The following is a 9,217-nucleotide window of genomic DNA, read 5'->3' as shown; positions in this document are numbered from 1 at the left end:
GCAGTGATTACCATCGCCGCCGGCGCTACGACTGGCTCCGTGACCGTGGCCGCTCCTGCGGACGACGTCTACAAAGATGCCGGTACCGTAGAAGCCACAATCAAAACTGCTACTGGCGGCAACTTCGAGAATCTGGTGCCGAGCACGACTCCAGCCGTCACCAACGTGACCGACACCATCGACACTTCGACTGTGTCGCTGACCGCTACTCCGTCTGTGGCTGAAGGCGGTACCGTGGTTTACACCGCGTCCGTCACTGCTCCAGTGACCGGTTCGCCGGTAGTCGTCACTCTGTCGAACGGCCAGACCATCACCATCCCAGTGGGCGAGTCCTCCGGTACTGTGAATTTCACAGCCCCGAATGATGCCTTGGTGGGTGGTAGCTCCCTGAGCACCACCATTACCGGTGCAACCGGTGGCAACTACGAAAAACTCGATGTCGACAGCAAACCTGCTGACACCTCGGTGACCGATACCCCGGACACCACCAACCTGACCTTGAGCGCCACCGAAACCGTGGCCGAGGGCGGTTCGATCGTTTACACCGCTACCCTGACCAATGCCGCGGGCACTCCAGTGACCGTGACCTTGAGCAACGGCGCCGTGATTACTATCGCAGCAGGTGCCACTACTGGTTCCGTGACCGTCGCAGCCCCCGCAGATGACGTTTACAAAGATGCCGGCAAAGTCGAAGTCAGCATCAAAGAGACTGCTGGCGGTAATTTCGAGAATCTCGTTCCAAGCACCACTCCGGCTGTGACTGATGTCACTGACACCATCGACACCTCGACCGTCAGCCTGACTGCAACGCCGTCTGTAGCTGAAGGTGGCGTTGTCGTTTACACCGCCTCCGTGACTGCGCCGGTTACTGGTTCGCCAGTCGTTGTCACCCTGTCCAACGGCCAGACCATCACCATTCCGGTAGGTGAATCCTCCGGCACCGTGAACTTCACTGCGCCCAATGATGCATTGGTCGGCGGTAGCTCCCTGAGCACCACGATCACCGCTGCAACGGGTGGCAACTACGAGAAGCTCGATGTCGACAGCAAACCTGCCGAGACCTCGGTTACCGATACCCCGGACACCACCACTCTGAGCCTGACTGCGACCGACACTGTTGCTGAAGGTGGATCCATTGTTTACACCGCCACCCTGACCAATGCGGCCGGGACTCCGGTAACCGTAACTCTTAGCAACGGCGCGGTGATCACCATCGCTGCAGGCGCTACTACTGGTTCTATCACCGTCGCCGCCCCAGCGGACGATGTGTACAAGGATGCGGGCAAGGTTGAAGTCAGTATCAAAGAGACCGCTGGCGGCAACTTCGAGAACCTGGTGCCGAACACCACACCGGCTGTCACCGACGTGACCGACACCATCGACACAAGCACTGTTTCGTTGACCGCCACTCCATCTGTGGCCGAAGGCGGCACCGTGGTTTACACCGCATCGGTCACCGCTCCAGTCACCGGCTCGCCGGTCGTGGTCACCCTATCGAATGGGCAGACCATCACCATTCCGGTGGGCGAGTCGTCTGGTACCGTGAACTTCACGGCACCAAACGATGCCCTGGCTGGCGGCAGCTCCCTGAGCACCACCATCACCGGCGCTACCGGCGGCAACTACGAAAAACTCGACGTTGACAGCAAACCAGCTGAAACCTCGGTGACCGATACGCCAGACACCACCAACCTGACGCTCAGTGCGACAGACACCGTGGCCGAAGGCGGTTCGATCGTTTACACCGCTACCCTGACCAATGCCGCGGGCACTCCTGTAACCGTGACCTTGAGCAACGGTGCGATCATCACAATCGCTACCGGTGCGACCACCGGCTCTGTGACCGTCGCAGCGCCTGCTGACGATGTATACAAGGATGCCGGCAAGGTCGAAGCGACCATTCAGGACGCCACCGGTGGCAACTTTGAAAACCTGGTGCCGAGCACCACGCCGGCAGTGACTGACGTCACTGATACTATCGATACCTCGACCGTCAGCCTGACCGCTACTCCTAGCGTCGCCGAAGGCGGTACCGTGGTTTACACCGCGTCCGTGACTGCATCAGTCACTGGTTCGCCGGTCGTCGTCACCCTTTCCAACGGCCAGACCATCACCATTCCGGTCGGCGCCAGCAGTGGTACTGTGAACTTCGTGGCGCCTAACGATGCCTTGGCTGGCGGCAGTTCCCTGAGTACCACCATCAAGGACGCTACGGGTGGCAACTACGAGAAGCTGGCTATCGATAGCAAGCCGGCTGATACCTCGGTCACCGATACTCCGGATACCACCACCCTCAGCCTGGCTGCGACCGATACCGTGGCAGAAGGCGGCTCGATTGTTTACACCGCCACCCTGACCAACGCTGCGGGCACGCCTGTGACCGTGACTCTGAGCAATGGCGCGGTGATCACCATCGCCGCCGGCGCCACCAGCGGCAGCGTGACCGTGGCCGCGCCGAGTGACGACGTCTACAAAGATGCCGGTACCGTAGAAGCCACAATCAAGACCGCCACTGGCGGCAACTTCGAGAACCTGGTGCCGAGCACTACGCCGGCTGTGACCAGCGTCACCGACACTATCGATACTTCGACTGTGTCGCTGACCGCTACTCCATCTGTGGCAGAAGGCGGCACCGTGGTTTATACCGCCTCCGTGACCGCTCCAGTGACCGGTTCGCCGGTGGTGGTAACCCTGTCGAACGGCCAGACCATCACCATCCCGATTGGCGAGTCTTCCGGCACCGTGAACTTCACCGCGCCGAACGACGCCCTGGCGGGTGGCGGCTCCCTGAGCACCACCATTACCGGCGCAACCGGTGGCAACTTCGAGAAGCTGGATGTTGATAGCAAGCCGGCTGATACCTCGGTTACTGATACTCCGGACACTACCAACCTGACCCTCAGCGCCACCAACACCGTGGCCGAGGGTGGCTCGATCATTTACACCGCCACCCTGACCAACGCCGCGGGCACGCCTGTGACCGTGACGCTGTCGAACGGCGCAGTGATTACCATCGCAGCGGGCGCCACCACGGGCACCGTGACCGTGGCCGCTCCAGCCGATGACGTGTACAAGGACGCCGGCAAGGTCGAAGCGACCATCCAGACCGCCACCGGCGGCAACTTCGAAAACCTGGTGCCGAGCACTGCACCGGCTGTGACCAACGTCACCGATACCATCGATACCTCAACTGTCAGCCTGACCGCGACGCCTAACGTCGCTGAAGGCGGCACCGTGGTTTACACCGCCTCCGTCACCGCGCCGGTGACTGGCTCGCCAGTCGTGGTCACCCTGTCCAATGGCCAGACCATCACCATTCCGGTCGGCGCCAGCAGCGGTACCGTGAACTTCGTGGCGCCTAACGATGCCCTGGCTGGCGGCAGCTCCCTGAGCACTACCATCACTAACGCCACCGGTGGCAACTACGAGAAGCTGGCAGTCGACAGCAATCCGGCCAACACCACGGTCACCGATACGCCGGACACCACGTCCCTGACCCTCAGCGCCACCAACACCGTGGCCGAGGGTGGCTCGATCGTTTACACCGCGACCCTGACCAACGCTGCGGGCACACCTGTGACCGTGACTCTGAGCAATGGCGCGGTAATCACCATCGCCGCCGGCGCCACCACTGGCACTGTGACCGTGGCCGCTCCAGCCGATGACGTCTACAAAGACGCCGGTACCGTGCAAGCCACGATCCAGACCGCCACCGGCGGCAACTTCGAAAATCTGGTGCCGAGCACTGCACCGGCTGTGACTAACGTTACCGATACCATCGACACTTCGACCGTCAGCCTGACCGCGACCTCGAATGTGGCCGAAGGCGGCACCGTGGTTTACACCGCGTCGGTCACCGCTCCAGTAACCGGTTCGCCGGTCGTGGTCACTCTGTCGAACGGCCAGACCATCACCATTCCGGTCGGCGCCAGCAGCGGTACCGTGAATTTCGTGGCGCCTAACGATGCCTTGGCGGGTGGCAGCTCCCTGAGCACCACCATCACCAACGCCACCGGCGGCAACTACGAAAAACTGGCGGTCGACAGCAATCCGGCCAACACCACGGTCACCGATACGCCGGACACCACGTCCCTGACCCTCAGCGCCACCAACACCGTGGCCGAGGGCGGATCGATCGTCTACACCGCCACCCTGACCAACGCCGCGGGCACTCCGGTGACCGTGACCCTGAGCAATGGCGCAGTGATCAACATCGCCGCCGGCGCCACCACCGGCACCGTGACCGTGGCCGCGCCAAGTGACGACGTCTACAAGGACGCCGGCACCGTGCAAGCCACGATCCAGACCGCCACCGGCGGCAACTTCGAGAATCTGGTACCGAGCACTACGCCTGCGGTCACCAACGTCACCGACACCATCGACACCTCGACCGTCAGCCTGAAGGCGACGCCATCGGCGGTCGAAGGCGGCGCCGTGACCTACACCGCCACCGTGACCTCGCCGGTCACCGGCAGCCCGGTCGTGGTGACCCTGGCCAATGGCGAGAAGATCACCATCGCCGTCGGCCAGACCACCGGGTCGGTGAGCATCACCGCGCCTAACGATGTGCTGGTTGGCCACACGCCACTGAGCAACTCGATCAGCACCGTCAGCGGCGGCAACTTCGAGAACCTGGTGGCCGACAAGACGCCGGTCAGCACCACCGTGACCGATACTCCGGACACCACCAACCTGTCACTCAGCGCCACCAACACCGTGGCCGAAGGCGGTTCGATCGTCTACACCGCGACCCTGACCAACGCCGCGGGCACTCCGGTGACCGTGACCCTGAGCAACGGCGCGGTGATCAACATCGCCGCCGGTGCCACCAGCGGCAGCGTGACCGTGGCCGCGCCGAGCGACGATGTGTACATCGACGCCGGCAACGTCAGCGCCAGTATCGCCAGCACCACCGGCGGCAACTTCGAGAACCTGGTGCCAAGCACCACGCCGGCCGTGACCAGCGTCACCGACACCATCAATACGACCACTGCCAGCATCAACGGCAGCACCTCGGTCACCGAAGGCCAGGCCGCGACCTACACCGTCAGCCTGACCAGCCCGGCGCAAACCGAGGTCACCCTGAAGATCAGCTACAGCGGCACCGCCGCCGACGGCTCGGACTTCACCGGCGTGTACACCGTGAAGATCCCGGCGGGCTCCAGCAGCGCCAGCTTCAACGTCGCCACCATCGACGACAAGATCACCGAGGGCACGGAAAACTTCGTGGTCAAGATCGACTCGGCCACCGGCGGCAACTTCGAGAACCTGGTGGTCAGCGGCACCAATGGCAGCGTCACCACTTCGATCATCGACAACGATGCGCCACCGGTCCTCGACCTGGATGCCAACAACTCCAGCGGCGCCACCGGGGCCGACTACAAGGTGACCTTCACCGAAGGCACCAGCGGTCCAGGCGTGTCCATTGGCGATACCGACCTGTCGATCACCGACCCGGACAGCACGATGCTGACCGGCGCCACCATCGTGCTGACCAACCGTCAGCCGGGCGATGAGCTGAACCTGGGCAACAGCGTCAACGGCATCACCATCAATGCCAACAGCCAGGCGGGCACCATCACCCTGACCCTGTCCGGCAATGCGACGCTGGCCGACTACATGCAGCAGATCAAGAACATCACCTTCACCAACAACAGTGAGGATCCGAGCACCACGCCGCGGACCATCACCGTGACGATGACCGATGGCAGCAACTACTCCAACGTCGCCACCACCACGGTCAACGTGGTGGCGGTGAACGACGCGCCAGTGGCCACCGGCGGCGCCGTGACCGGCACCGAAGACACCGCCCTGACCCTGACCTGGGCCACCTTCGGCGTCAGCGACGTGGACAGCCCTGCGGCCAGCCTCGGGGTGAAAATCACCCAGTTGCCGGGCGACGGCAAGCTGCAATACCTCGACGGCTCGACCTGGAAGGACGTGGCCAGCAACCAGACCTTCAGCAAGGCCGATATCGACGCCGGCAAGCTGCGCTTCACCCCGGATGCCAACGAGTCGGGTGTCGACGGCTACAACGGCAGCGGCGTGGGCAACCAGCAGGCCGACTACGCGCAGATCAAGTTCCAGCCAACCGACGGCCAGGCCCTGGGTACCACCGGCACCGTGAAGATCGACATCACCCCGGTGGCCGATGCGCCGACCCTGGGCGTGGCGAGCAACAGCGTGAACTCCATCGGCCTGCTCAAGGAGTCCTGGACCAGCCTCAGCGGCCTGGGCACCAACGGCAGCGGCATCACCGGCGATGCGCTGAAAAACGTCTTCAACAACTCCGGCAACCCGACCAGCAGCACGACGGTGACCAACGCCCAGTCCGACGCCAGCGTGGCCGGCGGCAGCGGCTCGAAGACCTCCGGCCTGATCTACCTCGAAGCCGGCAAGACCTACAGCTTCAGCGGTGTCGGCGACGACAGCCTGCTGATCACCATCGGCGGCAAGAACGTGGCCACCGCGACCTGGGGGGCCGGTGGCAGCATCAGCGGTTCGTTCACCCCGACCACCAGCGGCTACTACACCCTGGACATCTACCACGCCAACCAGAGCGGCCCGGGCACCTATGACGTCAACCTGTCGGTCAATGGCAGCACACCGGTCGACCTGAGCAACGCCAACATCCCGATGTACCCGAGCGAAACCGCACTGAACAATGCCGGCGTCACCCTTTCCGAGCTGCACGGCAGCAACGGCGAGGGCTACTACGACGGCTACAAGCTCAACGAGGGTGCCGAAGGTGGCAGCGTCAAGCTGTCGAAGATCACCACCGCCCTGACCGATACCGACGGCTCGGAAAGCCTGAGCGTGAAGATCGGCGGCATTCCGGCCGGTTCGGTGCTCAGCGATGGCGCCGGTCATACCTTCACCGCGGGCGGCAGCGTCAGCGAAGTCAATGTCACCGGCTGGAACCTGGGTACGCTGACCCTGACCCCGCCGTCGCACTACAACGGCTCGTTCAACCTGACCGTGACCTCGACCTCCACCGAATCCCTGGGCGGCTCGGCCAGCAGCACCGCGCAGATCCCGGTCACGGTGTACCCGGCAACCTACAGCGCCAGCGTCGCCACGGCGGGCGACGACAACTTCGTCGGCACCGAGGGCAACGACATCATGGTCGCCGACGTCGCCGGCCTGAACGTGGTGCAAGGCAAGAACTACAACATCGCGTTCATGGTCGACAGCTCCGGCAGCATGAGCGACGCCTCGCTCACCGCCGCCAAGAACTCGCTGACCACGGTGTTCAACACCCTGAAAAACAGCCTGGGCAGCAGCACCTCGGGCACCGTGAACGTCTTCCTGGCGGACTTCGATACCCAGGTCAACAAGCAGGTTTCGGTAAACCTCAACGATCCGAACGCTCTGACCCAGCTCAAGGCGATTCTGGACAGCATGGCGTCCGGCGGCGGCACCAACTACGAGGACGTGTTCAAGACCACGGCCAACTTCTTCCTGAGCAGCGCGGCCACCAGCAATACCAACGCCACCAACCTGACGTACTTCATCACCGACGGCAAACCGACGTACTACCAGTCCGGCGAGCAGACCAACCCGATCCTGTACGGCAGCGTCAGGCTCGATAACGTGATCACGACCAGCAACTATCAGCTGGGCGATACCGTCCGGCTGCAACCGGACAGCACGCACCTGATCGATATCAACAGCAGCGGCAGCGTCACGGTATGGACGCAGGCCTGGGGCAGCTGGTCCAGTTACAACGCTGGCACCCTGCATGCCCAGGGTGATGGCACCTATGAACTGTCCAGCCTGGGCGGCGCGGGCAGCTACACCAACAACGCCACTACCAGCAACTCCAGCAGCAGCTTCACCCTGCTGAGCAACCTGTCGCAGGTGGAAGCGATCGGCCTGAACAACGATGTCAGCCTCAACGACCTGCGGCCGTACGACACCGACAGCACACCACAGACCAATATCGACCCGTCGAACCTGGCCGACGCTATCCTCGGCCATACCGAAGCGACCATGCCGGGAGCCGACACGGTCAACGGCGGCAACGGCAACGACATCATCTTCGGCGACCTGGTGAGCTTCAACGGCATCGCCGGCGAGGGCTACCAGGCCATGCAGGCCTTCGTGGCGCAGAAGACCGGCGTGGCCGCGAGCAGCGTCACCACCAGCAACGTGCACCAGTACATCACCGAGCACTACACCGACTTCGATGTGTCCGGGGCCCATGACGGCAATGACACGCTGCTGGGCGGCGCCGGCAACGACATCATCTTCGGCCAGGGCGGCAACGACCTGCTCGACGGTGGCAAGGGCAACGACATCCTGTTGGGCGGTACCGGCAACGACACGCTGATCGGTGGCGCGGGCAATGACATCCTGATCGGCGGCTCGGGTGCCGACACCTTCGTCTGGAAGGCCGGCGACACCGGCAATGATGTGATCAAGGACTTCAAGGCCAGCGAAGGCGACCGTATCGACCTGCGGGACCTGTTGCAGGGCGAGAGCGCCAGCACCATCGACAACTTCCTGAAGATCACCACAGTGGACGGTACCTCGACCCTGCAGGTCAGTTCCGAAGGCAAGCTCAACGCGGCCGGTGGCATTGCCAACGCGGACGTGACGATCAAGCTGGAGGGCAACAACTGGTCCAACACCAACATCAACTCGCTGATCGCCGGTAGCGACCCGACCATCAAGATCGATCACAACAACAGCTGATCCACGGTCGACCGGCCACCCGTCCTGGGTGGCCGGTTCTTCCCACCGTGACGATTGTGCCGCCACGTCGCATACTCGCGACCTAAGCGCGCCGTTGGCCTATGCTGCTGACAGCATGATGCCGGACCATATCTAGAGGGATTCCCCATGTTCTACGTGCAACGCGATGCACAGGGCCAACTGGTTCGCGTGGAGGCCACACCTTACGCCGAGGCCACGGAAACACTGGCGGCCGACCACAATGAGATCCAGCAGTGGTTCGCCAACGAGGTGGTGGAAGTCAGCCTGAAACAACTCAAGCAGAGCGACCTGGAAATGATCCGGGTACTCGACGACTTGATTCAGGTGCTGACCAGCAAGGGCGTGATTCGCGTCACCGACCTGCCACCGGCGGCCCAGGCCAAGCTGATGGACCGGACCCAGGCGCGTGAGGCGCTAGGTGGCCTGAGCCACCTGATCAACGACGACGAAACCGGCCTGATCTGATAATCGCCGGCCAGCGGTTCCCGCACCTGCGCGG

At 63.1% G+C, this 9,217-nt stretch carries 1 protein-coding gene and 1 pseudogene; both read left to right on the top strand.

What is annotated here, in order from left to right; all coding sequences use genetic code 11:
* A pseudogene (locus AC07VU_RS30615) lies at nt 1–8,697 on the top strand (LapA family giant adhesin); the annotation flags it as partial.
* 147 nt (nt 8,698–8,844) lie between these two features.
* Nucleotides 8,845–9,183, top strand: a complete 339-nt coding sequence (locus AC07VU_RS30610) for a hypothetical protein (RefSeq protein WP_007927325.1) — start codon at nt 8,845–8,847, stop codon at nt 9,181–9,183.
* The last annotated feature ends 34 nt before the right edge of the window (nt 9,184–9,217 follow it).

The sequence above is a fragment of the Pseudomonas sp. GW821-FHT02B10 genome (genome assembly GCF_059421865.1).
The sequence above is the reverse complement of the archived record's forward strand: the minus strand, read 5'-3'. Positions and strand labels throughout refer to the sequence as shown.

Excerpts from the sequence above, each read along its gene's own strand:
- AC07VU_RS30610 (WP_007927325.1), top strand. The coding sequence starts at position 8,845 with ATGTTCTACGTGCAACGCGATGCACAGGGCCAACTGGTTCGCGTGGAG.